Below are 25238 nucleotides of genomic sequence, written 5' to 3'. Positions count from 1 at the left end.
GGCTTCAGCCGCGATCACCCGCGAAGCGGGTGCCAAAATGGCGTTGCCCGCATCGCGGCTAAAGCCGCTCCTATGTATGGACTCGCCTACATTGTCTACCTGCTTTTCGAACAAGGTTACCCGGTTGCATCTATGTATCAGGCCTATTCGAGGAAGCTTGGTGCTTCTGGCCAACATCGGGGTGAGCTCGCAGCATGCCCATTACATTTAGGCCTCTTGGGCCGGTAGGAGCGTAGGCATTAATCCGCGACGGTCTTACCTAGGGTCGATGTTCACTAGCAGGGGCTGGGGCGCTCGGCACCCCGGTGGCGTAACACTGTAAGTCAGTGGCTCATGGCGGGCTCCTGACGATCGTTCGGTTGGCGTTGGTAGACCTGCTCACCTTGTAGCAGCACCCAGATGATGCGCAGATTTCGATTAGCCAGTCTGATCGCCGCCTCCTTGCGACCAAGTCGAGTTAACCATCGCAAGAGGCGGCGATCGTCTGGCTGATCGGAATCAGGCTTCAAATGGCTAAGAACCGCGTGCGCACCCTGGATCATCATGCTGCGCAGGTAGCCGTCACCTCGCTTGCTCATCTTGCCTAGCCTGACCTTCTTTCCACTGCTGTGCTGGTCGGGCACCAGGCCAAAGTAAGCGGCAAACTGTCGAGCATTGGGGAAACGCGAAGGTTCAGGCTGCTTGGCCAGCATCGCTGTGGCGATGATCGGGCCGACACCGCGTATCGTCATCAGGCGGCATGCGACCTTGTCGGCCTGCGCCGCTGTTTCGAGCCGTCCTGTCAGGATGGCGATACGCTCACTCAGATAGCGCCATTCGGCGAGCAGTTCATCGAGCAATTCACGCAGCAGATCTGGCAATGGTTGAGTCGTATCTTCAAGAATGCGCGGTACACCGTGGCTGACGGCTAAATCGCCTTGCGCCAGGGCGACGCCCTGTTCCAGTAACAGGCCGCGGATCTGGTTGCCTAGCGCGGTGTGGCGCCTGACATAGCCTCTGCGGGCGCGGTGTAAGGCTTGAATCGCCAAAGCGGCAGTGCTCTTGATCGGCACCGCAGCAATGCTGGTATCCCGGCCTGCGCGCAAGATGGCATGGGCGTCGTTACGATCGTTCTTGGCACCACTGCGGTGCTCCGCCACTCGCTGCGCGGGCAGGATGCGGACTGGCGTTCCCTGCGCCTGTAGCAAACGCCCCCATGCTTGAGCGCCGGGGCCACTTTCCATCAGGACCGTCACAGTGGGTGGCAGCCTGGTCAGGAACGCATGAAAGGCTTCACGGGATTTGATTCGATCTTCGTAGATGACGCGCCCGGAACCGTCATCTCCGGCCACCTGAAAGACTTGCTTGGCCAGGTCGACTGACAGATGTTGGCAAAGCGTTACATCGTTGGAAGACAGGGAATTGCGCTTCGTCCTATGCTTGCTCATGGTCTCGCCCTCGCTGCCGTTGGCTTTTTAGAACGCCACCGTGGCACTGTGATGCCTCGGCGGGGGCGAGTCCATCCGATTACAAACGCCGCCAGAACTCATCCGCCAGCCGCCGCAGGTCCTTGGCCAGCTCCGCCACGTCACTGGCACTGCTGTGGCTGCGCTGCCCGACGCTGACCGTCGCCTCGCTGGCCTGGCGGATGCTGATGATGTTGCGGTTGATGTTCTCGCTCACCTGGCTCTGCTGCTCCACCGCCGCGGCGATCTGCAGGCTCATTTCGTTGATCTGGTTGACCCGCACGCTGATGCTGTCCAGCGCGTCGCTGGCCAGTTGCGCCTGCTCGACACTGTGCCCGGCATGGGCGCTGCTCTGCTGCATCACCTGCACCGCCGCGCGGGCGCCGTCCTGCAGGGCGGCGATCATGCGCTGGATATCGTGGGTGGACTGCGCGGTGCGCTGGGCCAGGCCACGCACCTCGTCGGCGACCACCGCGAACCCACGCCCCTGGTCGCCGGCCCGCGCCGCCTCGATGGCGGCGTTGAGCGCCAGCAGGTTGGTCTGCTCGGCGATGCCGCGGATCACGTCGAGCACCCCGGAAATCTCGCTGCTGTGGTTCTCCAACTGCTGGATCACTTCGCTGGCTTCCACCAGCGAGCCTGCCAGGTCCTGAATCGCGCAGCGGTTGCGGTCGACCAGCTGATGACCGGACTGCGTCTCGCCCTCGGCCTGGTCGGCGGCCATCGCCGCCATCTGCGCGCTGCTGGCGACCTGAGCGACGCTGGCGCTCATCTGGTGGATCGCCGTGGCCACCTGGTCGGCCTCGCTTTGCTGCTCCAGGCTGTTGGCATGGCTGCTGTGCAGCGCGTCGACCAACGACCCGGAATGCCCGGCCAGCCGCGAGGAGGTGTCGCCGATACGCCCGACCACCGCCCCCAACTGCGCCTTGAGCATGCGCATGGCGAACTCGATCTGGCCCAGGCCGTCGCGGCGGCCGGTGTACAGCTGCTGGCTCAACGGATTGTCAGCGATGGCCAACGCCTGGCGGCGCAGGCGCTCGAACGGGCGCAGCAACAGCAGGATGATCCCCGCGCTGAGGCCTGCGGCAACGCCGATTTCCACCAGTGACGCCCACAACGGGCGCTCCAGCCACCAGTGCCCAACCCCCATCACCACGGCCAGCAATGCAGCGACCCCGAGCGACAACCGCGTCGCCAGCCCCAGCACCGGTAGCCGCTCGCGCCAACCACGCCGGCCCTCGCGCAACCGCGCGTAACAGCGCTCGGCCGCTTCAACCTGCGCGGCGCTGGGCTTGGTGCGTACCGACTGGTACTCCAGCGCCTGCCCAGCGCTGCTGATCGGCGAGACGAACGCGCTGACCCAGTAGTGATCGCCATTCTTGCAACGGTTCTTCACCAGCCCCATCCACGAACGCCCGGCCTTGAGCGCCTGCCACATCTGGGCAAAGGCCTGGGGCGGCATGTCCGGGTGACGCACCACATGGTGGGCATGGCCCAACAACTCATCACGGGTAAAACCGCTCACCCGCAGGAAATCGTCGTTGGCGTAGGTAATACGGCTGTCCAGGTCGGTGGTGGAAAGGATATTGGCGTCGCCGGGGTAATCCACTTCGCGACCGGTAACGGGCATATTGCACTTCATCGGAGGCTCTCGTTGTTGTTCGGGAAATCGGCAGGGCGTTCGACTCTAGGGGCAAATGGCGGGGCAACATTGATCCACGGCAGGATATTGGCATTTGGCCATCAAGCCTCGAAACTGACAGCCGTGACAGCCTGGCGTCACGCTGGCGACCCGGTCGGCGCGCTATAACCGTGGATAACCGAAAACTGTTTCCGCCCCCTGGCCAAGGTGCCCGCCCGATGCGACGTCCGTCCCGCCTCTTCGTTCTCGCCGCCCTGGCCCTGGTTGCACTGGCCACTGCCGGCTTCTGGCTGGCCCAACGGCCATCGGCCCCCGCCAGCCGTGGCGCGAGCGCCGTGCCGGTGCGGGTGGTCGCCGTCGCCCAGCAGGACGTGCCGCGCTACCTCGGCGCCATCGGCTCGGTGCTGTCGCTGCACAGCGTCGAGGTGCGCCCCCAGGTCGAGGGTGTGTTGACCCAGGTGCTGGTCAAGGAAGGGCAATGGGTGAAACAGGGCGACCTGCTGGCCACCCTCGACGACCGGGCGATCCGCGCCAGCCTCGACCAGGCCCGCGCCCAGCTCGGCCAGACCCAGGCGCAGTTGCAGGTGGCCAGGGTCAATCTCAAGCGCTACCAGTTGCTCAGTACCGACGACGGCGTGTCGAAGCAGACCCTCGACCAGCAACAGGCACTGGTCAACCAACTTCAGGCCACGATGACCGGCGACCAGGCCGCCATCGACAATGCCACGGTGCAACGCTCCTACACCCGTATCGCCTCGCCGGTGACCGGCCGGGTTGGCATCCGCAACGTCGACCCCGGCAACCTGGTGCGCACCACCGATGCCCAAGGCCTGTTCAGCGTCACCCAGATCGACCCGATCGCCGTGGAATTCTCGTTACCCCAGCAACAGCTACCTACCCTACAAAGCCTGTTGAAAGCACCCGCACCGGCTGAAGTCGAAGCCTACATGGACGCCGACGGCGAACGTAGCCTGCTCGCCAAGGGCCACCTCAGCCTGATCGACAACCAGGTCTCGGCCACCACCGGCACGGTGCGGGTCAAGGCCGAGTTCGACAACCAGGACGGCCGCCTGTGGCCCGGCCAGCTGGTCACCGTGCGCCTGCGCACGGCGGTGGATGAAAACGCCCTGGTGGTGCCGCCGCCCGTGGTGCAGCGCAGCATCGACGGCCACTTCGTCTACCGCGTGGACGGCGACAAGGTCACCAGCGTGCCGGTCAAGGTGCTGTACCAGGACAGCACGCTGACCATCGTCGCCGGGGTCAAGGCCGGCGACCGGCTGGTGCTCGACGGCCAGTCGCGCCTCAAGCCGGGGGCGAAGGTCGAGGTCACGCCGCAGGCGCCGGCACCGCCCGCAATGGCCGACCGCAGGAGCCAGCCATGAACACCCGCAACGGCGTCTCGGCCTGGTGCATCGACCACCCCATCGCCACCTTGCTGCTGACCTTCGCCCTGGTGCTGCTGGGCGCCATCGCCTTCCCGCGCCTGCCGGTCGCCCCGCTGCCCGAGGCCGACTTCCCGACCATCCAGGTCACCGCCGCGCTGCCCGGCGCCAGCCCCGAGACCATGGCCTCGTCAGTAGCCACACCGCTTGAAGTACAGTTCAGCGCCATCCCCGGCATGACCCAGATGACCAGCAGCAGCGCCCTGGGTTCGACCACGCTGATCCTGCAGTTCACCCTCGACAAGAACATCGACACCGCCGCCCAGGAAGTCCAGGCAGCGATCAACACCGCCACCGCGCGCCTGCCCCAGGACCTGCCCAGCCCACCCACCTGGCGCAAGGTGAACCCCGCCGACAGCCCGGTGCTGATCCTCACCGTCAGTTCCGCGCAGATGCCCGGCAACGCGCTCAGCGACTACACCGAGACCCTGCTGGCCCGCCAGCTCAGCCAGATCGACGGGGTTGGCTTGGTCAACATCACCGGCCAACTGCGCCCGGCCATCCGCGTGCAGGCCCAGCCCGAGAAGCTCGCCGCCATCGGCCTGACCCTGGCCGACGTGCGCCAGGCCATCCAGCAGACCAGCCTCAACCTGGCCAAGGGCGCGTTGTATGGCGAGCACAGCGTGTCGACCATCGCCGCCAACGACCAGCTGTTCCACCCCGAGGACTACGCCAGGCTGATCGTCAGCTACCGCGACGGCGCCCCGGTGCACCTGGCCGACGTGGCCAAGGTGATCAACGGCGCCGAGAATGCCTACGTGAAGGCCTGGTCCGGCGAGCAACCCGGCCTGAACCTGGTGATCTTCCGCCAGCCCGGCGCCAACATCGTCGACACCGTGGACCGGGTGCTCGACGCCCTGCCCCGCTTGCGGGAAATGCTGCCGGCCGCGGTCGAGGTGTCGGTGCTGCAGGACCGCACCCAGACCATCCGCGCTTCGTTGCACGAGGTGGAGCTGACCCTGATGATCGCCGTGGCCCTGGTGATCGGGGTGATGGCGCTGTTCCTGCGCCAGTGGTCGGCGACCTTCATCGTCTCCAGCGTGCTGGGGGTGTCGCTGATCGCCAGCTGCGCGTTGATGTACGTGCTCGGCTTCAGCCTCAACAACCTGACCCTGGTGGCCATCGTCATCGCCGTGGGCTTCGTGGTCGACGACGCCATCGTCGTGGTGGAGAACATCCACCGCCACCTCGAAGCCGGCGACAACAGCCGCACCGCCGCGCTCAAGGGCGCCGGCGAGATCGGCTTCACCGTGGTATCGATCAGTTTCTCGCTGATCGCCGCGTTCATCCCGCTGCTGTTCATGGGCGGCGTGGTGGGCCGTCTGTTCAAGGAGTTCGCCCTGACCGCCACGGCGACCATCCTGATCTCGGTGGTGGTGTCGCTGACCCTGGCCCCGACCCTTTGCGCACTGTTCATGCGCCGCCCGCCCAGCGAGCAGGAGGGCGGGGTCGGCCCGCGCCTGCTGCGCTGGTATGAAAAGGGCCTGGACCGCGCCCTGGCCCACCGGCGCATCACCCTCGGTGTATTCGGCCTCACCCTGGCCCTGGCCGTGGCCGGCTACGTGGGCATTCCCAAAGGCTTCTTCCCCTTGCAGGACACCGGCTTCATCCTCGGCACCACCGAGGCGGCGGCGGACGTCTCGTATTCCTCGATGATCGACAAACACCTGGCCCTGGCCAAGATCATCGGCGACGACCCAGCCGTGCGCGCCTACTCGCACTCGGTCGGGGTCACCGGCAGCAACCAGACCATCGCCAACGGCCGCTTCTGGATTTCGCTCAAGCCACGGGGCGAGCGCGATGTGTCAGCCAGCGAGTGGATCGACCGGATCCGCCCGAAACTGGCCCAGGTGCCGGGCATCGTCCTGTACCTGCGCGCCGGCCAGGACATCAACCTCAGCTCAGGCCCTTCGCGCACCCAGTACCAGTACGTGCTCAAGAGCAACGACGGCGTGGCGCTGAACCTGTGGACGCAGCGCCTGACCGAGCGCCTGCGGGAAAACCCGGCCTTGCGCGACCTGTCCAACGACCTGCAACTGGGCGCCAGCGTCACCCGCATCGACATCGACCGCCAGGCCGCCGCGCGCTTCGGCCTGACCACCACCGACGTCGACCAGGCCCTGTACGACGCCTTCGGCCAACGCCAGATCAGCGAGTTCCAGACCGAGACCAACCAGTACAAGGTGATCCTCGAACTGGACGCCCGCCAGCGCGGCAAAGCTGAAAGCCTCAACTACTTCTACCTGCGCTCGCCGCTGTCCGGCGAGATGGTGCCGCTGTCGGCCCTTGCCCATGTTGCCCCGCCCAGTACTGGCCCCCTGTCGATCAGCCACGACGGCCTGTTCCCGGCCGCCAACCTGTCGTTCAACCTGGCCCCCGGCGTGGCCCTGGGCGATGCGGTGCAGATCCTCGAACGCACCCAGCGTGAACTGGGCATGCCCGACGCCATCACCGGCAACTTCCAAGGCGCGGCCCAGGCGTTCCAGCGTTCGCTGTCGAGCCAGCCCTACCTGATCCTCACCGCGCTGGTGGCGGTGTACATCATCCTCGGGGTGCTCTACGAGAGCTTCGTGCACCCACTGACCATCATCTCCACGCTACCGTCCGCGGGCCTGGGCGCGATCATCCTGCTCTGGGCCAGCGGCCAGGACTTCAGCATCATGGGGTTGATCGGCGTGGTGCTGCTGATCGGCATCGTCAAGAAGAACGGCATCCTGCTCATCGACTTCGCCCTCGAAGCCCAGCGCCACCAGGGCATGACGCCCGAGCAGGCGATTCGCCAGGCGTGCCTGGTGCGCTTGCGCCCGATCATCATGACCACCCTCGCCGCCTTGCTCGGCGCGGTACCGCTGCTGTTCGGCTTCGGTACCGGCGCCGAACTGCGCCAGCCGCTGGGCATCGCCGTGGTCGGCGGCCTGCTGGTGAGCCAGGCGCTGACGCTGTTCACCACCCCGGTCATATACTTGGCCCTGGAACAGCTGCTCCACCGCCGCCGGGCCACCCCGGCCGCCGCTTCAAGCGCCAGTTGAGACAAGACCATGCGTGTGCTGATCATCGAAGACGAAGAGAAAACCGCCGACTACCTGCATCGCGGCCTGAGTGAACAAGGCTTCACCGTCGACCTGGCCCGTGACGGCATCGACGGCCTGCACCTGGCCCTGGAGGGCGACTATGCGGTGATCGTGCTCGACGTGATGCTGCCCGGCCTGGACGGTTACGGCGTGCTGCGCGCGCTGCGGGCGCGCAAGCAGACGCCGGTGATCATGCTCACCGCCCGCGAGCGGGTCGAAGACCGCATCCATGGTTTGCGCGAAGGCGCAGACGATTACCTGGGCAAGCCGTTTTCGTTCCTCGAACTGGTCGCCCGCCTGCAGGCGCTGACCCGGCGCAGCGCCATTCATGAGCCCCTGCAGATCCAGGTGGCCGACCTGTGGATCGACCTGATGGCGCGCAAGGCCACCCGCGCGGGGCAACGCCTGGACCTTACCGCCAAGGAGTTCTCGCTGCTTAGTGTGCTGGCCCGGCGCCAGGGCGAGATCTTGTCCAAGACCGCCATCGCCGAACTGGTCTGGGACATCAACTTCGACAGCGACGCCAACGTGGTCGAGGTGGCGATCAAGCGCCTGCGTGCCAAGCTCGACGGGCCGTTCGACAACAAGCTGCTGCATACCATTCGAGGTATGGGTTATGTCCTGGAGAACCGTGCGTGACTTGCAGGCGATCGAGAGATCCGTAGGAGCGGCGTCAGCCGCGATGCAGGCAGCGCGGTTGCTGGCACCCGCCATGCGGGTGATCGCGGCTGAAGCCGCTCCTGCGCAATCGTGCCAAACCAACCGCACCCCGATGAGTAGCCGCAAATGATCCAAGGCCATCTCCCTACCAAACCCGGCAACTCCCTCGCCCTGCGCCTCTCGGCCTTGTTCACCCTGGTCGCCCTGGCCGTGTTCGTGCTGATCGGCAGCGCCCTGTACCGCCAGGTCGACCACAGCCTCGACCTGCTGCCGGCCGCCGAACTGGACGCGCGCTTCAGCGTGCTCGAATCCACCCTCAACCGCTTCGGCACCCCCGAGCACTGGGCCAAGGTCAACAACAAGCTCAACCTGCTCAGCGAAGAAGACCGGCGCATCCGCTTCTGGGTCGTCAGCAGCGACCCGGCGTTCGAATACGGCCACCCCACCGAACAGGTGCGCGCCTTCGCCGAAGGCACGCCGGGGATGCGCGACCTGCGTCTGGCCGCCAGCCCCTACCCGTACAAAGTGCTGGTCAGTGAGCTCCCCGCGTTGGGCGACCGTCCGCCGTTGCGCTTCCTGATCGGCATCGACACCGAGACTTTCTGGCAAGCCCAGCACAGCCTGCTGGTGGCCATCGTCGGCCTGGCCGCTTTCGGCGTGCTGCTGGCCTCGCTGCTGGGCTACTGGGTGGCGCGCATCGGCCTCAAGCCCCTGCAAGCCCTTTCAGACGAAGCCCAGGCCCTGGCCCCGCCGCGCCTGGACGGCCGCCTGCCCACCCACGACCTGCCCCCGGAGCTGGCGCAATTCGCCGGCGCCTTCAATGCCGCCCTCGACCGCGTCACCCAGGCCTATTCACAGCTCGAAGCCTTCAACGCCGACGTCGCCCACGAACTGCGCTCGCCGCTGACCAACCTGATCGGCCAGACCCAAGTGGCCCTGACCCGCGGGCGCAGCGCCGAACACTACTTCGAGGTGCTGCAATCGAACCTCGAGGAGCTGGAGCGCCTGCGCAGTATCATCAACGACATGCTGTTCCTGGCCAGCGCCGACCAGGGCAGCAAGGCCACTGCGCTGACCAGCGCCTCGCTGGCCGAGGAAGTGGCCACCACCCTCGACTACCTCGACTACATCCTCGAGGACGCCCAGGTCAGCGTCACCGTCAGCGGCGATGCCCAGGCCTGCATCGAGAAGGCCCAGTTGCGCCGGGCGCTGATCAACCTGCTGAACAACGCCGTGCAGCACACCGCGCCGCACCAGGTGATCCAGGTGCGCATCGAGGCGGGTGAGGAACAGGTCAGCATCGCCGTGAGCAATCCGGGGCCGGCGATTGACGATGAACACCTGCCGATGCTGTTCGAGCGGTTCTACCGGGTGGATGCGGCGCGCAGCAACAGTGGTGGCGGTAACCATGGGCTGGGGCTGGCGATCGTCAAGGCCATCGCGGTGATGCATGGCGGCACTGTTTTCGTGCACAGCGACGCCGGCGCCAACACGTTCGGCATCAACCTGCCGAACGCTCAACTACGCGGGTTTGCGGTAAAAATATGAAGTTATTCACTGCGATCATTACTTTTTGCGCAACAGTGCTTATCTGAACAGACGCTGTTTCCCGTGAGTTTACGGGTCTAACTTAAGCCCTGTCTCCATTAGCACTTGCCCCGCAAGAAGGTTGTATCAAATGTCCAACAGTATGGGTATTGCCAGCGTCTTCGTCCTGTCGTCCCTGTTGTTGTCGCCCCTGGCCATGGCGGAAGAATCCCCGGCCTTCGTCGCCCGTAACAGCGAACTTGCCAGTGTTCACCAAGAGGCCTTCGCCGCGCGCCAGGCCGACGCTGCCAAAGACGTGCAGCAGACCGCTTCCAAGGTGCCCGTCGACAACAATGCCGACAGTTGATAGACGACGCCCGCGTTTCCAGATTTCCCTTGGCTACACCATGGGCACCGCCTGTGACGATATGTTAGCCTTTCAAAGCCGCTGCTCCGCAGCGGCTTTTTTTATGTGTCGAAACTATCAGCCCAGCTGTGACGTCTCTAATAAGAAACTTGCAGGCACGACAATAAAAAACTGCCCCATCGCTTGACCAAAGGAGTTTGTACCGGTGTCTTTCGCGTTTCGTTTCACCCCGTTGTTCGTTGCATTGGCCGCAACGATGCCCGTGGCCGCACAGGCCGATGAAACCAAGGCTGATGGCTTCATCGAAGGTTCCACGCTGAACCTGCATTTCAGAAATGCCTACTTCAACCGCAACGAGAAGAATGCCTCGATCAAGGACAAGCGCGAGTGGGGCCAAGGCGCCGTCGCCCGCTTCGAGTCCGGCTACACGCCGGGCGTGATCGGTTTCGGCCTAGACGCCCACGCCATGGTCGGTTTGAAGCTGGACGGCGGCGGCGGCCACGCCGGCACCTCGATCCTGCCCAGCGCGCCGGAAGACAAGGCGCGCCACGCCTTCTCCACTGCCGGTGGCGCGATCAAGCTCAAGGGCTTCGACACCGAGTTCAAGGCCGGTGACCTGTTCCTCACCAACCCGGTGATCGCCGGTGGCGAAAGCCGCATGCTGCCGCAGACCTTCCGCGGCGTCGCCGTGACCAACCGCAGCATCGACGGGCTGATGCTCGAGGGCGGCAAGGTCAGCTTCACCAAACCGTACAACCAGAGCGGCCACCGCCGCATCAACACCTACTACAGCAACCAAACGCCCGAGCAAGACAGCCAGAACCTGAGCTGGGCCGGCGCGTCGTGGAGCGGCACCGAGGGCGTCACCGCCAACGTCTACGCCGCCGAGCTGAAGGATATCTGGAACCAGTACTACGCCGACTTCGACTACACCTACCAGGTCAACGACCTGGTGAGCCTGAACCCGGGCGTGCACTTCTACCACACCCAGGATACCGGCCAGTCGAAGCTGGGCGACATCGACAACAACACCTGGAGCGTGCACTTCACCGTGGCCGCCGGGTACCACAGCGTCACCGCCGCCTACCAGCGGGTCAACGGCGACACGCCGTTCGACTACATCAACCTGGGTGACAGCATCTACCTGGACAACTCGCGCATGTATTCGGACTTCAACGCGCCGAACGAGCGCTCGTGGAAGCTGCAGTACAACTACGACTTCGCCGGCGTCGGCATCCCCGGCCTGACCTCGACACTGTCGTACTCGCGCGGCAAGGCCGACCTGACCAAGGCCAGCCAGGACACCCAGTACTACAACTTCTATAACGCCGAGGGCGAGAACGCCCGGCACTGGGAGCGTGACTTCGACGTGAAGTACGTATTCCAGGAAGGCCAGTTGAAGGACCTGTCGGTGCTGCTGCGCTATGCCACGCACCGGGCCAACGCGGCGTACTCGTCGACGGCGGACAACGACGAGTTCCGGGTGATCGTGGATTATCCGCTGAACGTGTTCTGATCCGGGATCGGGGGCGAGGGCTTCGCCCTCGTTTCGCCGGCAAGCCGGCTCCTACCTGGGCCCCCTGTAGGAGCCGACTTGCCGGCGAAGGGCCGCAACGCGGCCCCACACTCACCGATTACGGTTCAAACCGATCTCCAGGTCATTGATCAGCGCCTTGGCCATGGCACTGAGCATCCGCGCCGCACTCCCCGCCAGCAAGTCCCCTTCGAATTCCGCCTCGGTGGTCAGGTGCAGGATGCAGCCCTGCAACACCGAAATTTCATCGAACGCCCGGCTGAAGGGCACACCGGGCTGCACACGAAAACATTCGAGAAAGGTCTCCTCGCCTGCGGTGAAGGCGGGTTCGGGCTTATCGCTCATGGCGCCACCTCCTGCGACCTGGCGTGTTCGAACAGGCACTGGAGCAACTGGGCAAGAATGCAAGAGGTTGTCCACCAGCACTTCGGGGCGGTCTTCGGGCTTGAACGCCATGTAGACACCGGCGGTCTTGTGGATCGTCGACATCAGGACCGCAGCGTGGTCCCGGACTTCGTCGATGGTGAGGTGATTGATGATGGAGATGTAGGGGATAGGTGGGTCAGGTACGCGCTTTTTCATATGCAGTTACCAATGTCGTAAAAGGAAACCGCCAGCTCATCCTTTCTCACCAGATAAGGGTGGCAGCCGTGCATGGGGTGAGAAAACCGAGGACATTGGAACCCGGCCAGACCGAGGTCTGCCCATGCACGACTGCCGAAACAGTTTGCGGAACCAACATCATTCGGGTTTCTCACGCCCGGTCACCCATTTGGCGACCCGACGACGTTAGCCCTGATGAATTTCCCGGCATATCCAGACCCTTCCGGCAGGTGCGTAGGATAGGTCCGAAGCGCTGCCTGCCTGAAGGATTTGGTTTCAAGTTCGGAAATGTCTGACGGAGGTTAAGCGTCAGTTTTTCAAGGTGTTCGACGAAAGCTTTGCAGCGGGCATGAGATCGAGCGCCGCCCGCGCGGCGCATCGCGGATGAATCCGCTCCTACAGGAAACCTGCGGCCCCACCCCCTACTGAATCATTTCCGTCGGGCGGAACACCTTTAATCTTGTCCGACAATCCGCGCTTCCCTAGAATATCGCCCGCCGCTTTCCGGCCCACTCCCCATGGATCCCGGGGCTTATGCAGTTGCGAGCATGACGTTGCCCACCCGATCACCACGATCCGCCCTGTACAAGTCACACCCCGAGCTGATCCTCAACCTGGGCAGCTGCCTCGCCGTGCTCGCCATCGTGGCCATCGTCAGCTACCTGCTGGCCCGCGAACGCGACAGCGTCGAGCAGTCGGCGATGCGCTCCTCAAGCAACATTGTGCAACTGATTGAAAGCGACATCCTGCGCAACGTCGAACTCTACGACCAGTCGCTCAAGGGCCTGGTCTGGGCGGTGCGCCACCCGGAACTGCTCGACGTGCCGCCCAAGCTGCGCCAGCAGATCCTGTTCAACCAGGCATTCACCGCGCCCGTTCGCGGCGACATTCTCTGGCTCGACAACAAAGGCGATGTGGTCGGCGACTCCACCAGCATCATCCCGCGCCAGGCCAACTTCGCCGACACCGTGCCCTTCCAGACCCACCGCGACCACCCCGGCATGGGCCTGTTGATCAGCCCGCCGTTCAAGGCACGCCTGGGCAACCTGGACTGGTGCATCAGCTTCAGCCGGCGCATCACCGGCAACAACGGCGAGTTCCTCGGCCTGGCCGCCGGTGCATTACGGCTGTCGTACTTCAACCAACTGTTCGAGCGCCTCGACATCGGCCCGGACAGCAGCATCAACCTGCTCAACACCGACGGGCAGATGCTGGCACGCCAACCGACTCGACCGCAGGACCCGCTGATCGGCGCCAGCTTCAGCGAACGCCCCAACTTCAAACGCATCCTGAGCGAACGCAGCGGCAGCTTCACGGCCCGCTCCAGCACCCATGACGTTCAGCGCATCTACACCTTCGCCCGAGTCGCCGACCTGCCGCTGATCGTGCTGGTGGTGCACTCCTCGAACGAGGTGTTCCAGTCGTGGCGGCGCACGGCGATCCTGGTCAGCGTGGCCACCGGGGTGCTGTGCATCGGTATTCTCTGGTTGACCCTGCTGCTGGGCCGCGAGCTGCGCCGTCGCCATGAAGCCGAGCAGGGCCTGGCGACCCTGGCCGCCACCGACAGCCTCACGGGCTTGGCCAACCGCCGCCGCCTGGACCAGGTGCTGCGCCTGGAGTGGGCACGTGCCCAGCGCAATCGCCGGCCACTGGCGGTGCTGATGGTGGATGTGGATCACTTCAAGGCGTTCAACCAGCGCCATGGCCATGCGGGGGGCGACCACGTGCTGCGCGAGGTGGCCAAGACCATCGAGCGGTGCATCCGGCGCCCGGCCGACCTGGCCGCGCGCTATGGCGGGGAAGAATTCCAGGTGGTGCTGCCGGAGACCGACCTGTCGGGTGCCCAGCTGTTGGCCGAGCGTATCCGGGGCAGCGTCGAGGCGATGCCGCCGTTCGCTGACGATGAGCGTTCGGTGACGGTGAGTGTTGGCATTGGCTTGCACATCCCCGGCACCCAGCAGGACCTGGCGGCGCTGCTGGGTGACGCGGACGAGGCGTTGTACCGGGCCAAGGCCAATGGTCGCAACCGGGTGGAAGGGCCCCAAGACCAAGTAGTGTGACCTTGGGGCTGCTGTGCAGCCCATCGCGGCTGAAGCCGCTCCTACAGGCATCGCAGACTACCTGTAGGAGCGGCTTCAGCCGCGATGGGCCGCAAAGCGGCCCCGAGGTTCAAGACCGAGCGCGTGCCGCGTTACGCAACGCCTTCACCTGGTCATGATTACGCTGTACCCCCTGCAACTGTTTCTCTACCAGCACATAGCTCTGGTCGTTGGCCGTACGCCCCAGCTTGACCAGTTTTTCGCGGGCTTCCTTGTAGGCTTTGAGGGCATGGTCCTCGCCCCGCTCCACTTCATTGAGCACGGCGGCTTCATCCTTGCCGGTGACCATCGACTTGAGGTTGACCCACCCGCGGTGCAGGTCGCCGCTGATGCTGGTACTGGTTTCCGGGTCGCCACCCAGGCGACGCACTTCGCCTTGCAGCTCGCCTGCGGCATTGGCGCACTCGCCAGCGCGCTGGACGAAGAACGCCTTGAGCTCGGGGTTCTTCACATCATCGGCGGACGCTTTGAAGCCTTTCTCGCCATCCTTGCTGTATTCGATCAGGTCGTTGAGTACGTCGATCACGTCTTTGTTGGGATTGCTCATGGCAACTACTCCTTGGCAGGTGGAAGTCACCTGTAATGGAGCAGGCTTCATGCCAGTCATGAAAATTAAAAATAACCCTTAAAAATCAATTATTTAAATTAAGTCATCAAAACCTGAAAAGCAGCGTTCTGCATGATCGCCGCTTGGGTCGTCGTGCAGATTGCAGTATGGTTCGCGGCCCAAACCTGCCCAGGCCCGAGCCCGATGAAACCCGAATCGCTGCAACTGCTGGTCACCCGCACCATGCCCTTCGGCAAGTACCAGGGCCGCTTGATCGCCGACCTGCCGGGCGACTACCTGGCGTGGTTCGCCCGCAAAGGGTTCCCGCCCGGCGAGCTGGGCGGGTTGCTGGCGTTGATGCACGAGATCGACCACAACGGGTTGGGTGACCTGTTGAAGCCGTTGCGGGGCAGGACGCGGGGGTGACTCTATTCCCCGGCAAGCCCGGCCTGTCACTTCGCCGGCGCCACCACCATCTCCACCTGTTCGCTCTTCTTGATCACGGCATACACCACCGCCGTCACCAGGCTCCCCGCCAGGATCGCCAGCAGGTACAGCAGCGCATGGTTGATCGCGTTGGGGATCAGCAGCACGAACAGCCCGCCATGGGGCGCCATCAGCTTGCAGCCGAAGTACATCGACAGCGCACCGGTCAGCGCGCCCCCGGCGATGCTTGCCGGGATCACCCGCAGCGGGTCCTTGGCGGCAAACGGGATCGCGCCCTCCGAGATGAAGCACAGCCCCAACGCCAGCGCCGCCTTACCGGCCTCGCGCTCGCTCTGGGCGAACTTGCGCCGCGCCAGGAACGTGGCGATACCCAGGCCGATCGGCGGCACCATGCCAGCAGCCATGGTGGCGGCCATCGGCGCGTAGCTGGACGAGGCCAACAACCCCACCGAGAACGCGTAGGCCGCCTTGTTGATCGGGCCACCGAGGTCGACGCACATCATGCCACCGAGCAATAGCCCAAGCAGGATGGCGTTGGTGGTGCCCATGCTGTCGAGAAACTGCGTGAGCCCTTCGAGCATCGCCGCCACCGGCTGGCCGACCACGTAGATCATCACCAGGCCGGTGAACAGGCTGGCCAGCAGCGGGATGATCAGGATCGGCTTGAGCGCCTCCAGGCTCGATGGCAGGCGTACCCAGCGGGCGATGGCCTTGGCGCTGTAGCCGGCGAGAAAACCGGCGATGATGCCACCGATGAAACCCGCGCCCAGGGTGCCGGCCAACAGGCCGCCGATCATGCCTGGGGCCAGGCCCGGGCGGTCGGCGATGGACCAGGCGATATAGCCCGCCAGCAACGGCACCATCAACTTGAAGGCGGCCTCGCCGCCGATCTGCATCAGCGCGGCGGGCAAAGTGCCGGCTTCTTTGTAGGCCTCGATGCCGAACACGAACGACAGGGCGATCAGCAGGCCGCCGGCCACCACCATCGGCAGCATGAACGACACACCGGTCAGCAGGTGCTTGTAGATGCCGGTCTTCTCGGCCTTTTGCAGGGTATTGGCGCCGGCGCTCTCGACCTTGGCCTGGTTCAGTGCGTTGTCCAGGGTGGCGCGGGCCTGCTTGAGGGCGATGCCGGTGCCGCAGCGGTAGATGCGCTTGCCGGCGAAGCGAGCCGTGGGCACCTCGATATCGGCGGCCAGCAGCACTACGTCAGCGTCGGCGATGGCCTCGGTAGACAGTGGATTGCGCGCGCCGACCGAACCCTGGGTCTCGACGGTGAGCTGGTAGCCCAGCGCCTGGGCGGCCTGCTGCAGGGCCTCGGCGGCCATGAAGGTGTGTGCCACGCCCGTGGGGCAGGCGGTTACCGCGACGATCTTCACCCCGGCGATGGGTACGGCGGGGGCCACTTCCTGAACCTGCGCCTTGGCCGCCGCCTCGTCGAGGAAACCTTCGCGGTCCGCCAGGGCCTGGGCCGGGGTGCTCTGGAACAGGCGCTTGCCGGCAAAACGCGCCAGCTCCACCGGGCCGGTGCTGACCACCAGCACCCAGTCGGCCTCGGCGATCTGCGCCGAGGTCAGGCGGCGTTCGGGGTGGTCGGCGTCCTGCACTTCGACGCTGGTACTCCAGCCGCGGCGCTGGGCAGCGGCGGCCAGCAGGCGTGCGCTGAGCACGCTGGAGACCTGGCCGTTGGGGCAGGCGGTGACAATGGCAATGTTCATCAGCAGCCCTCTTCTTGTTGTTCTGTCAGCTGTACCCCAGCTTGCAACCGTGCCAGTTGGTCACGGTCGTCGATGCCGAAACCGACCTGGGTCACCGCCTGGGCGGCGATGGCCGTGGCACGGCGCAAGGTGTCCATGGCGGGCTCGTGTTGCAGCAGGCCATGGACCATGCCGGCCACCAGCGAGTCGCCCGCGCCCACCGTGCTGGCGATTTGCACACGCGGCGGCTGGGCGTGCAGCGCCAGGCCCCTGGCGAACCAGCTCACGCCTTGCTCGCCCTGGGACACCACGACATGCTCGATGCCGGTGGCCAGCAACGAGTGGGCGGCGGCGCGCTGCTCGGCCAAGGTGTTCACCGGCAGCCCGAGCACGTCGCCCAGTTCCTCGGTGTTCGGCTTCACCAGCCAGGGCTTGGCCTGCAAACCGGCACGCAGCGCTTCGCCGCTGCTGTCCAGGGCCACCTTCAGGCCTTGAGCCTTGAGGGTGTCCAGCAGCGCGCGCAGCCACTGCGGGCTGATGCCGCGCGGCAGGCTGCCGGCCACCACCACCGCGTCATGGCCGGGCGCGACCTGCGCCAGCTTGCCCAGCAGGTCCGCCTGGGCGGCTTCGTCTACCTGAGGGCCTTGGCCGTTGATGTCGGTGACCCGGCCGTCGGCTTCCACCAGCTTGATGTTGCTGCGGGTTTCGCCCGGCACACGCACGAAGCAATCGGTGAAACCGCGTCGTTCGATCAGCGCCTCGAAAGGTTGCAGGTTGTCGTGGCCCAGAAAGCCGCCGACGGTGACGTCGTGCCCCAGGTCGGCCAGCACCTGGGCGACGTTCAAGCCCTTGCCAGCGGCGTGGCTGTACTGGGCCTGGCTGCGGTTGACCTGGCCGGGGCGCAGGTGGTTGAGGCTGACGGTGATGTCCAGCGCGGGGTTGAGGGTGAGGGTGAGGATCTTGGCCATCTCAGTAACGCTCCACCAGCGCCCGGACCGCTTCGGCGCTGTCTTGTTGCAAGGCCTCGCGCGCCAGGGCGCGGGCCGTCGAATGATCGGCCTGGCGTACCAGTGCCTTGACTTCAGGGATGCTGCGGGCGGACACGCTTAGTTCGTCCACCTCCAGGCCCAGCAGCACGGCGACCGCCTGCGGGTCGGCCGCCAGCTCGCCGCACACGCCCACCCACTTGCCCTGGGCATGGGCGGCGCGTACGGTCATGTCGATCAGGTTGAGCACCGCTGGGTGCAGGCCGTCGGCCTGGGCCGACAGGCTTGGGTGGCCACGGTCGATGGCCAGGGTGTACTGGGTGAGGTCGTTGGTGCCGATGCTGAAGAAGTCCACTTCGCGGGCCAGCTGTGGGGCCAGCAAAGCGGCCGAAGGCACCTCGACCATGATGCCGACCTGCAGGTCGCTGACCGGGATCTCCTGGCGCAGGCGCTCGACCATGGCCTTGGCCGCGCGCCACTCGTGGGCCTGGCCGACCATGGGGAACATGATCCGCAGCGGCCGGTCGCCGGCGGCGCGCAGCAAGGCACGCAGCTGGTCCTCCATCACCTGGGGGCGCTGCAGGGTCAGGCGCACGCCGCGCACGCCGAGGAAAGGGTTGTCCTCCGCCGCGATGGGCCAGTAGGGCAAGGGTTTGTCGCCGCCCACATCGAGGGTGCGCACCACCAGCGGTCGGCCGGCCAGGCCGTCGAGCACGCGGCGGTATTCGGCCTCTTGCGTGGCCACGTCGGGCGCCTGGGGGTGGGCCATGAAGATCAGTTCGGTGCGCAGCAGGCCGACGCCTTCGGCGCCCTGCTCCACCACCTTGTCGATAGCGCTGCTTTCGCCGATGTTGGCCACCACTTCCACACGGTGGCCATCACGGGTGACCGCAGGCTCGTGGCGGTTGGCCCAGGCGGCTTGCAGGCGCTGCTCGCGGGCATCGCGTTCGGCCAGGGCACGCTGCAGTTCATCGGCTGACGGTGCGATGACCACCCGGCCACGCTGGCCATCGAGCAGCAGCGGCGTGCCATTGTCCAGCAACAGGGCCGCCGCGCCGACACCCACCACGGCCGGGATGCCCAAGGCACGGGCGACGATCGCGCTGTGGGCGGTGGCGCCGCCCTGGGCGGTGACGATGCCGGCGACCCGGGCCGGGTCCAGGCGCGCCACATCCGACGGGCCGACCTCGGCCATCACCAGCACGTAGGGTTGTTCGGGCACCGGGGTGTCCTGCACACCGCACAGCTGCGCCAGCACCCGACGGCCGATATCGCGAAGGTCCGCGGCACGCTCGGCCAGCAGGGCATCGTGCAGCGCCTCCTGTTGGCGCGCGGCGGCTTCGATCACCGCCATCCAGGCGGCGGCGGCGCTCTCACCCTGGGCCAGGCGCGACTCGACTTCGTCGGTCAGGGCCGGGTCGGCGAGCATTTCCTGGTGGGTGACGAAGATCTCGCCGATGGCCTTGTCGCTGCGCTGTACCAACGCTTGTAGGTCGCCGTGCACGGCTTCGATGGCGTGGCGCAGCTTCAGGCGCTCCTGCGCGGGGGATTCGCCGCGCAGTGGGTAGTCGATCTCACGCTCGACACAGACGTGGGCCGGGCCGCTGGCGATGCCCGGCGATGCAGCGACACCTTGGAGGTGGCAGCCTGGAGTGGGTGCCTGAAGGGCTTCGGCGGCCGGCTCGGCGGTCGGCGGTACGGCCTCCGGCAGCGGCTCGACCTCCTCGCCCAACCCTTGCTCGATGGCCGCGAGCAGCACCGGCAGGGCATCGGCAGCGATGGCCGGTTCGGCGGTCAGCTCCAGCGTCTGGCCACGGCGCGCCCCCAGGCTGAGCAGCTTGCTCAGGCTTTTCACCGATACCGCGGGCTGGGCACTGTCGAGCAGACGCACCCGCACTTCGCCCTCGAAGCCCTTGGCCAGTTGCGCCAGCACCTTGGCCGGGCGGGCATGCAGGCCGTGGGGGTTGGCCAGCACCACACGGGCACTGGGCCAGTCGGCGGGCACCTCGCCACCGAGCACTTCGAGCACGGCGCGGCTGCTGGTGGCCTGGTAGAGCATCTGCCCACGGCCTTCGATCAGCACTTCGCACAGGCGCTCGAGCAGTGCTTCGTGAGCGGCGCCGAGGCTGGCCAGGCAGAACAGGCCATTGAGCGGCTGGTCGTGGTAACGCACGGGTTGCTGTGGGGTGATGAAGGCCAGGCCCGGTTGCAACACCTGCCGTTCGCTGTGCAGCCACCACAGGCCTTCACCCAATGGCAGCGGTTCGGCTTGTTGCAGCACGGCGGCAAAACCGCTGTCGACGCACCCGGCGCGTTGCAGCAGGCGGGCGCCGCGCCAGGCCAGCTCGTCGAAGTCCTCGGCGGCAAGGCCCAGGCCGACCAGTTGCGCGTCCAGCGCCAGCTCGCGGGGGGCGCCTTGCAGCAGCTTGAGCAGCGCCTCGGCGGAGTTGGCCCGGCGCAGGGCCTCGGCCAGGTCGGTCTCGCCCAGGGCGCGGGTCAACAATTGCAGCAAACGCAAGTGCTCGTCGGAACGCGCGGCGATAGCGATGGCAAGGTAGACGATCTGCCCGTCGCCCCAGTCCACCCCCTGGGGAAACTGCATCAGGCATACGCCGGTGGCGAAAACCAGCTCGCGGGTCTGCGGCGTGCCATGGGGGATGGCAATGCCCTGGCCGAGAAAGGTCGAGCCTTGCGCCTCACGGGCGCGCAGCCCTTCGAGGTACCCCTCGGCCACCAGTCCATCGGCCATCAGCCGCCCGGCCAGCAAGGCCAGCGCCTCCTCTTTGTCGGCGGCTTTCTGGCCCATCGCAATCTGCTCCACGACAAGCTCGAGCATGACCTTCTCCTTTTGCGGCGCCCACGTCGGCGACCCAGGTATTGTTGTGAATGTGGCGGCCAATTACCGCTCGAACGATCAGCGTGGCGAGTAACCTGGCGGTTTCACGGCAGAATAATTTAACCAGATGAATCGTTTAATCTGACCAAGTGGCCACGTTACTCGATAATCTTCCGACGAAAAAGCCCCATCCTGTCGGACAATTGCGACAATGGTCGTCTGCGCGCGGGCCTGCCGATGGGTGAAACTAACCGGTCAGGCAAGCAGTCAGCCCCGGAAATAACAAGGAAAATTCGGTGAAACTCAGCGATATCGCCCGTCTGGCCGGTGTGTCCGTGACCACCGCCAGCTACGTCATCAATGGCAAGGCCGAACAGCAGCGCATCAGCAACAGCACCGTCGAGCGCGTGCGTGCGGTGGTCGAGGCCCATGGCTTCACCCCCAACCCCCAGGCCGCCGGCCTGCGCAGCCGGCACACCCGCACACTGGGCTTCATTCTCCCGGATCTGGAGAACCCCAGCTACGCCCGCATCGCCAAGCAACTGGAGCAAGGGGCCCGGGCCCGTGGCTACCAGTTGCTGATCGCCAGCAGCGACGACCAGCCCGACAGCGAGCGCCAGTTGCAGCAACTGTTCCGCGCGCGCCGCTGTGACGCGCTGTTCGTCGCCAGTTGCCTGCCGCCAGAAGACGACAGCTACCGCGAGTTGCAGGCCAAGGGCCTGCCGGTGATCGCCATCGACCGGCGCCTGGACCCGGCACACTTCTGTTCGGTGATCAGTGACGACCGCGATGCCAGCCGCCAGCTGACGCAGAGCCTGCTCAAGACCCACCCGCGCAGCATCGCCCTGATCGGCGCGCGCCCTGAGCTGTCGGTCAGCCAGGCCCGCGCCGGGGGCTTCGAAGAGGCCCTGCAAGGCTTTGCCGGTGACGTGCGCCGCTACCAGGGCGAAGCGTTCAGCCGCGAATGCGGCCAGCGCCTGATGCAGCAACTGATCGACGAGCTGGGTGGCCTGCCGGACGCGCTGGTGACCACCTCCTACGTGCTGCTGCAAGGCGTGTTCGACACCCTGCAAGCACGCCCTGCCGGTTCGCGCGAGCTGCAATTGGGTACCTTCGGCGACAACCAGCTGCTCGACTTCCTGCCACTGCCGGTCAACGCCATGGCCCAACAGCACGGCCTGATAGCCGCCACCGCGCTGGAGCTGGCGCTGGCCGCCATCGAGCACAAGCGTTACGAACCCGGCGTGCACGCCATCGGCCGCACCTTCAAGCAACGTATCGCCCTGGCCTGAGCATGCGCCTGATCGACACCCACACCCACCTCGACTTCCCTGATTTCGACGCCGATCGCGAGCCGTTGCTGGCCAACGCGGCGGCACGCGGAGTGGAACGGATGGTGGTGCTGGGGGTGTATCAGGAGAACTTCCAGCGGGTGTGGGACCTGGCCTGCCGCGACACGCGGGTCTTCGCCGCGCTGGGCCTGCACCCGATCTACCTCGACCAGCATCGCCCCGAGCACCTGGTGCAGTTGCGCGAGTGGCTGGAGCACCTGCACGGTGATACACGCCTGTGCGCGGTGGGCGAGTTCGGCCTGGACTTCTACCTGCCAGAGCTGGACCCGGCGCGCCAGCAGGCGCTGTTCGAGGCTCAGTTGCGACTGGCCTGCGACTTCGCCCTGCCCTCGCTGCTGCACGTGCGCCGCAGCCATGCCCAGGTGATCGCCACGCTCAAGCGCTACACGCCGGCGCGGGCGGGGATCATCCATGCCTTTGCCGGCAGCTATGAGGAGGCGCGGGAATACATCAAGCTTGGGTTCAAGCTGGGGCTCGGCGGCGCCGCCACCTGGCCCCAGGCGCTGCGCCTGCGCAAGACCCTGCCGCGCCTGCCTTTGCAGAGCGTGGTGCTGGAGACCGACGCGCCGGACATGGCGCCGGCGATGTTCCCCGGGCAGCGCAACAGCCCGGAGCATCTGCCGGAGATTGCCGGGGCGCTGGCGGAAGTCATGGGGGTTGAGGCCGAAGTATTGGCCGAGGCCAGTAGCCGCAATGCCTGTGAGGTGTTTGGCTGGTGAGGCGGCGTTGACTGTTCCGGCCTCTTCGCCGGCAAGGCCAGCTCCTACAGGTGTTGCGCAATCCGTGTAGAAGCCAGCTTGGCCGGCGAACCGAGGCGGCTAGACCCTGAACGCCCCGATCAAACGCTTGAGCTCCACCACCTGCGCCGACAGCGCCCGGCTGGCGTCCTCGGTCTGGCAGGCGCCCTCAGTGGTGTCCTGGGCCGCGCGGTTGATCGCCACGATGTTCAGGTCGATATCGTGGGCCACGGCCGTCTGCTGCTCAACGGCGGCAGCAATCTGCTGGTTCTGCTCGACGATCCCGCCCACCGCACCAAGAATATTGCCCAGCGCCTGCTGCACCTGACGCGCCTCATCGACCGTGCCAGCAGCCATCTGGTGACTACTGCCCATCACCTTGACCGCCGCCCCGACGCCATCGCGCAAACGCTGGATCATCTGCGCGATCTCCTCGGTGGAGTCCTGGGTACGCCTGGCCAGGGTCCGCACTTCATCAGCGACCACGGCGAAGCCCCGGCCCTGCTCGCCGGCCCGGGCGGCTTCGATGGCAGCGTTGAGGGCCAGCAGGTTGGTCTGCTCGGCGATGCTGCGGATCACCTCCAGCACACGCCCGATCGCCTGGCTGTCACCCGCCAGCTGGTTGACCGCCACCACGCTCTGGTCGATCTCGCCGGCCAGGCGGGCGATGCTGCCCTGCTGGCTCTCGACCAGGTCCCGGCCGGAGGCGCTTTCATGATTGACCCGCTGTGCGCCCTCGGCGGCCAATGCCGCGCTGCGCGCGACCTCCAGTGAAGTGGCGCTCATCTGGTTCATCGCCGTGGCCACCTGCTCGATCTGCTCGCGCTGGCCGCTGACCGCCAGGTTGCTGCGGGCCGACACCGACAGCACCTGGCCGGCCTGCTCCTCGACCATGGTCACGGTGTGGCCCACCTGCTCGATCAGCCCGCGGATGCGCCGCACGGTTTCGTTGAAACCCCGCCCCAGTTCACCAAGCTCGTCCTGGCTGCGAGCCTGGAAGCTGACCGTCATGTCGCCGGCCGCCACCTTGTCCATGGCGCTGCCCAGGTTCCCGAGGGTTTCGCGGGTGGAAACGTAAAAGCCGCTGTAGAGGTAGATGATCAGCACGAACACCGAGGCCAACGCGACCACCAGGCCGATCATGCGCAGGCGATGTTCGCCGAGGCGCTCCTCGAGTTGCCCGTGCAGATGAGTCAGCACAGCGTCGTTGAGACGGTAGGTCTGGGCCATCAGGTCGCTGGCCTGCTGGTAGAAACCGGCCCACGGCGTGTCCAGGCTTTCGGCCACCACCACCTGATCCTCGAACAGCGTCGACGCCTGCTTGACCGTGGCCTGGCTGGCCTGGGCGACAGCGGTGAGAGCGACCTTGACGCTGGCATCGCTGGCCAGGGCATCGTCGAGGCGAATGGCATAGTCGGCGGACAACCGATCCAGGCGCTGCAACAGGTCTTCGAAACGGGCACTGCCAGAGGAGTCCATGAAGCCGCGCCCCAGGGCTACCGCGCCCATCGCCCGGCCCTCGCCCAGCGCCTGGGTGACCTGGGCGGTGGCGCTGCCGACCAACTCGCCCAACTGGCGCACCGAGGCCTGGCTATCCTGGCTCAGGCCTGCCTGGCTGGCGACCAGCTTGCCCAGTACCTGGGCCTGGGCCAGAAGCTTGTCGAACAACGCCACCTTGTTCTGCAGCGACGTCTCGCCACGCGCCTGGGCGAAGGCATCGGCCAGCTCGCCGCGCTTGGCCTCGAGCACCGGGTCGCTGCCCTTGAGCGCGTCGAGCTGGGCCTGGACCTTGTCCTGCAAAGCGGCGATGCGCGTCTCCACATCACCGGCCTGGCCCGACTGGCCGAGCACGGCATTGATCTGCAGAAGATTGCCCAGGGTTTCCAGGTCGCCGCGCAGGGCCAGGCTGTCGCCCAGCGGCCCGAGGCCTTGCAGCTCGACGTGGGTGGCATGGAGCTGGTTGTAGGCGTCACGCACCAGATAGAAGCTGGTGGCGAGCATGGGCAGGAAAAACAGGACGCTGATCAAGCTGAACTTCATACCGAAGCTCAGGCGATTCATCAGTGCGATGGCCGGATAGAGCAGCTGCTTCACAGGTCACCTCCTTGAATTCTTGTTGTTCTGCGGGGTAGCACTAGGCCATCTATAGCCCAAGGCTTTGTATAGCGCAGATTGGAGTCAAGGTTTGTAACTTATGGTTAAGCGCGAAGCGTGTTCGCCTGTAGCGGCTTTAGCCGCGATGCGGT

Annotated in this window: 17 protein-coding genes and 2 pseudogenes; 10 read left to right on the top strand and 9 right to left on the bottom strand. The window is 65.8% G+C overall.

What is annotated here, in order from left to right:
- Nucleotides 1-323: 323 nt before the first annotated feature.
- The 3 genes and pseudogenes from IM733_RS23825 to IM733_RS25875 all read right to left on the bottom strand — a co-directional run.
- The gene (locus tag IM733_RS23825) at nucleotides 324-1427 is read right to left on the bottom strand and encodes an IS110 family transposase (RefSeq protein WP_248917269.1); all 1104 of its coding nucleotides are present in this window, start codon (nucleotides 1425-1427) and stop codon (nucleotides 324-326) included.
- A gap of 79 nt (nucleotides 1428-1506) precedes the next feature.
- Nucleotides 1507-2502 (bottom strand): annotated as a pseudogene (locus IM733_RS25880) (methyl-accepting chemotaxis protein); the annotation flags it as partial.
- 303 nt (nucleotides 2503-2805) lie between these two features.
- Nucleotides 2806-3075: pseudogene (locus IM733_RS25875) on the bottom strand (PAS domain-containing protein); the annotation flags it as partial.
- Between the two features lie 230 nt (nucleotides 3076-3305).
- Between IM733_RS25875 and IM733_RS23815 the strand changes: the two are divergent.
- From IM733_RS23815 to IM733_RS23790, 6 genes are all read left to right on the top strand, one after another.
- Nucleotides 3306-4469: an efflux RND transporter periplasmic adaptor subunit gene (locus tag IM733_RS23815; RefSeq protein WP_248918735.1), complete on the top strand. Its 1164-nt coding sequence runs from the start codon at nucleotides 3306-3308 to the stop codon at nucleotides 4467-4469.
- Complete coding sequence (locus IM733_RS23810) at nucleotides 4466-7558, top strand: multidrug efflux RND transporter permease subunit (protein WP_248918734.1); 3093 nt, start codon at nucleotides 4466-4468, stop codon at nucleotides 7556-7558. Before IM733_RS23815 ends, IM733_RS23810 begins: the two co-directional genes overlap by 4 nt.
- Before the next feature lie 9 nt (nucleotides 7559-7567).
- Nucleotides 7568-8239 carry a heavy metal response regulator transcription factor gene (locus IM733_RS23805; protein ID WP_248918733.1) on the top strand — a complete coding sequence of 224 codons (672 nt, stop codon included), beginning with the start codon at nucleotides 7568-7570 and terminating at the stop codon, nucleotides 8237-8239.
- A gap of 147 nt (nucleotides 8240-8386) precedes the next feature.
- Nucleotides 8387-9808 carry a heavy metal sensor histidine kinase gene (locus IM733_RS23800; protein ID WP_248918732.1) on the top strand — a complete coding sequence of 474 codons (1422 nt, stop codon included), beginning with the start codon at nucleotides 8387-8389 and terminating at the stop codon, nucleotides 9806-9808.
- Between the two features lie 130 nt (nucleotides 9809-9938).
- A complete protein-coding gene (locus tag IM733_RS23795) occupies nucleotides 9939-10154 on the top strand; it encodes a hypothetical protein (RefSeq protein ID WP_248918731.1) in 216 nt (71 codons plus the stop codon).
- A 256-nt stretch (nucleotides 10155-10410) separates the two neighbouring features.
- Nucleotides 10411-11670, top strand: coding sequence for an OprD family porin (locus IM733_RS23790; RefSeq protein WP_432760442.1), 1260 nt, complete (start codon nucleotides 10411-10413; stop codon nucleotides 11668-11670).
- Nucleotides 11671-11781: 111 nt separating this feature from the next.
- Here IM733_RS23790 and IM733_RS23785 read toward each other — a convergent pair whose 3' ends face one another.
- Complete coding sequence (locus IM733_RS23785) at nucleotides 11782-12033, bottom strand: DUF3077 domain-containing protein (protein ID WP_248921228.1); 252 nt, start codon at nucleotides 12031-12033, stop codon at nucleotides 11782-11784.
- Between the two features lie 812 nt (nucleotides 12034-12845).
- On the opposite strand from IM733_RS23785, the gene IM733_RS23780 reads away from it, so the two are divergent.
- On the top strand, nucleotides 12846-14351 hold the full coding sequence (locus tag IM733_RS23780) for a sensor domain-containing diguanylate cyclase (protein ID WP_248921227.1): 1506 nt from the start codon (nucleotides 12846-12848) through the stop codon (nucleotides 14349-14351).
- Between the two features lie 109 nt (nucleotides 14352-14460).
- On the opposite strand, the gene IM733_RS23775 is transcribed toward IM733_RS23780, so the two are convergent.
- Nucleotides 14461-14937 (bottom strand): ferritin-like domain-containing protein, encoded by a 477-nt coding sequence (locus IM733_RS23775; protein ID WP_248918729.1) that lies wholly within the window; start codon nucleotides 14935-14937, stop codon nucleotides 14461-14463.
- Between the two features lie 204 nt (nucleotides 14938-15141).
- On the opposite strand from IM733_RS23775, the gene IM733_RS23770 reads away from it, so the two are divergent.
- A complete protein-coding gene (locus IM733_RS23770; protein WP_248918728.1) occupies nucleotides 15142-15363 on the top strand; it encodes a DUF3820 family protein in 222 nt (73 codons plus the stop codon).
- A 26-nt stretch (nucleotides 15364-15389) separates the two neighbouring features.
- On the opposite strand, the gene IM733_RS23765 is transcribed toward IM733_RS23770, so the two are convergent.
- From IM733_RS23765 to ptsP, 3 genes are read right to left on the bottom strand one after another with little or no spacing between them, the layout of a single operon-like run.
- The gene (locus IM733_RS23765; protein ID WP_248918727.1) at nucleotides 15390-17102 is read right to left on the bottom strand and encodes a PTS fructose-like transporter subunit IIB; all 1713 of its coding nucleotides are present in this window, start codon (nucleotides 17100-17102) and stop codon (nucleotides 15390-15392) included.
- Nucleotides 17102-18049 (bottom strand): 1-phosphofructokinase, encoded by a 948-nt coding sequence (gene pfkB / locus IM733_RS23760; protein WP_248918726.1) that lies wholly within the window; start codon nucleotides 18047-18049, stop codon nucleotides 17102-17104. The genes IM733_RS23765 and pfkB overlap by 1 nt, the downstream gene beginning before the upstream one ends.
- Before the next feature lies 1 nt (nucleotide 18050).
- A complete protein-coding gene (ptsP, locus tag IM733_RS23755) occupies nucleotides 18051-20903 on the bottom strand; it encodes a phosphoenolpyruvate--protein phosphotransferase (protein WP_248918725.1) in 2853 nt (950 codons plus the stop codon).
- A 296-nt stretch (nucleotides 20904-21199) separates the two neighbouring features.
- Between ptsP and cra the strand changes: the two genes are divergently transcribed.
- Nucleotides 21200-22195 (top strand): catabolite repressor/activator, encoded by a 996-nt coding sequence (cra, locus tag IM733_RS23750; protein WP_248918724.1) that lies wholly within the window; start codon nucleotides 21200-21202, stop codon nucleotides 22193-22195.
- A 2-nt stretch (nucleotides 22196-22197) separates the two neighbouring features.
- Nucleotides 22198-22974 (top strand): TatD family hydrolase, encoded by a 777-nt coding sequence (locus tag IM733_RS23745; RefSeq protein WP_248918723.1) that lies wholly within the window; start codon nucleotides 22198-22200, stop codon nucleotides 22972-22974.
- Between the two features lie 99 nt (nucleotides 22975-23073).
- Here the strand turns inward: IM733_RS23745 and IM733_RS23740 are convergent, their stop codons facing one another.
- Nucleotides 23074-25086, bottom strand: coding sequence for a methyl-accepting chemotaxis protein (locus IM733_RS23740; RefSeq protein WP_248918722.1), 2013 nt, complete (start codon nucleotides 25084-25086; stop codon nucleotides 23074-23076).
- Nucleotides 25087-25238: the final 152 nt, after the last annotated feature.

The organism is Pseudomonas entomophila (assembly GCF_023277925.1).
In the GTDB taxonomy this organism is placed as follows: Bacteria; Pseudomonadota; Gammaproteobacteria; order Pseudomonadales; family Pseudomonadaceae; genus Aquipseudomonas; species Aquipseudomonas entomophila_D.
The sequence above is the reverse complement of the archived record's forward strand: the minus strand, read 5'-3'. Positions and strand labels throughout refer to the sequence as shown.

Excerpts from the sequence above, each read along its gene's own strand:
- IM733_RS23785 (WP_248921228.1), bottom strand. The coding sequence starts at position 12,033 with ATGAGCGATAAGCCCGAACCCGCCTTCACCGCAGGCGAGGAGACCTTT.
- ptsP (WP_248918725.1), bottom strand. The coding sequence starts at position 20,903 with ATGCTCGAGCTTGTCGTGGAGCAGATTGCGATGGGCCAGAAAGCCGCC.
- IM733_RS23805 (WP_248918733.1), top strand. The coding sequence starts at position 7,568 with ATGCGTGTGCTGATCATCGAAGACGAAGAGAAAACCGCCGACTACCTG.
- IM733_RS23815 (WP_248918735.1), top strand. The coding sequence starts at position 3,306 with ATGCGACGTCCGTCCCGCCTCTTCGTTCTCGCCGCCCTGGCCCTGGTT.
- IM733_RS23790 (WP_432760442.1), top strand. The coding sequence starts at position 10,411 with ATGCCCGTGGCCGCACAGGCCGATGAAACCAAGGCTGATGGCTTCATC.
- IM733_RS23795 (WP_248918731.1), top strand. The coding sequence starts at position 9,939 with ATGTCCAACAGTATGGGTATTGCCAGCGTCTTCGTCCTGTCGTCCCTG.
- IM733_RS23825 (WP_248917269.1), bottom strand. The coding sequence starts at position 1,427 with ATGAGCAAGCATAGGACGAAGCGCAATTCCCTGTCTTCCAACGATGTA.
- pfkB (WP_248918726.1), bottom strand. The coding sequence starts at position 18,049 with ATGGCCAAGATCCTCACCCTCACCCTCAACCCCGCGCTGGACATCACC.
- IM733_RS23775 (WP_248918729.1), bottom strand. The coding sequence starts at position 14,937 with ATGAGCAATCCCAACAAAGACGTGATCGACGTACTCAACGACCTGATC.
- IM733_RS23745 (WP_248918723.1), top strand. The coding sequence starts at position 22,198 with ATGCGCCTGATCGACACCCACACCCACCTCGACTTCCCTGATTTCGAC.
- IM733_RS23810 (WP_248918734.1), top strand. The coding sequence starts at position 4,466 with ATGAACACCCGCAACGGCGTCTCGGCCTGGTGCATCGACCACCCCATC.
- IM733_RS23800 (WP_248918732.1), top strand. The coding sequence starts at position 8,387 with ATGATCCAAGGCCATCTCCCTACCAAACCCGGCAACTCCCTCGCCCTG.
- IM733_RS23770 (WP_248918728.1), top strand. The coding sequence starts at position 15,142 with ATGAAACCCGAATCGCTGCAACTGCTGGTCACCCGCACCATGCCCTTC.
- IM733_RS23765 (WP_248918727.1), bottom strand. The coding sequence starts at position 17,102 with ATGAACATTGCCATTGTCACCGCCTGCCCCAACGGCCAGGTCTCCAGC.